The following is a 734-nucleotide window of genomic DNA, read 5'->3' as shown; positions in this document are numbered from 1 at the left end:
AGGAGTTCGTGGTGTCGCAGGGTCTGAAGTTGGGGTACAAGGCGTCGGCGGAGCAGTTCGGGCCGCGGGAGCTGGTGGAGCTGGCGGTGCTGGCCGAGGAGCGGGGGATGGATTCGGCGACGGTGTCGGATCATTTCCAGCCGTGGCGGCACAACGGGGGGCATGCGCCGTTCTCGTTGGCGTGGATGACCGCGGTGGGCGAGCGCACGTCGCGGTTGCAGCTGGGCACGAGTGTGCTCACCCCGACGTTCCGGTACAACCCGGCGGTGATCGCGCAGGCGTTCGCGACGATGGGGTGCCTGTATCCGGGGCGGATCATGCTCGGGGTCGGCACGGGGGAGGCCTTGAACGAGATCGCCACCGGCTACGAGGGGGCGTGGCCGGAGTTCAAGGAGCGGTTCGCGCGGCTGCGCGAATCGGTGCGGTTGATGCGGGCGTTGTGGACGGGGGAGCGGGTCGACTTCGAGGGGGAGTTCTACACCACGAAGGGGGCGTCGATCTACGACGTGCCCGCCGGCGGGATCCCGGTGTACATCGCGGCGGGCGGTCCGGTGGTGGCGCGGTACGCGGGGCGGGCGGGGGACGGGTTCATCTGCACCTCGGGCAAGGGCATGGAGCTGTACACCGAGAAGTTGTTGCCGGCGGTGGCGGAGGGTGCGGGCAAGGCCGAGCGGGAGGTGGCGGGGATCGACAAGATGATCGAGATCAAGATCTCCTACGACACCGATCCGGAG

The 734-nt window shown here is 68.9% G+C and carries 1 protein-coding gene; it reads left to right on the top strand.

The features are described 5' to 3' along the window. Window positions 1-11: 11 nt before the first annotated feature. Window positions 12-734: glucose-6-phosphate dehydrogenase (coenzyme-F420) (gene fgd / locus QYS60_RS25730; protein ID WP_371384663.1), on the top strand; the 723-nt coding region annotated here is incomplete at its 3' end.

The sequence above is a fragment of the Rhodococcus sp. GXMU-t2271 genome, assembly GCF_041414735.1.
Taxonomy (GTDB): domain Bacteria; phylum Actinomycetota; class Actinomycetes; order Mycobacteriales; family Mycobacteriaceae; genus Rhodococcus; species Rhodococcus indonesiensis.
Note: the sequence above shows the minus strand (reverse complement) of the source record. Positions and strands in the feature narration are given on the sequence as shown.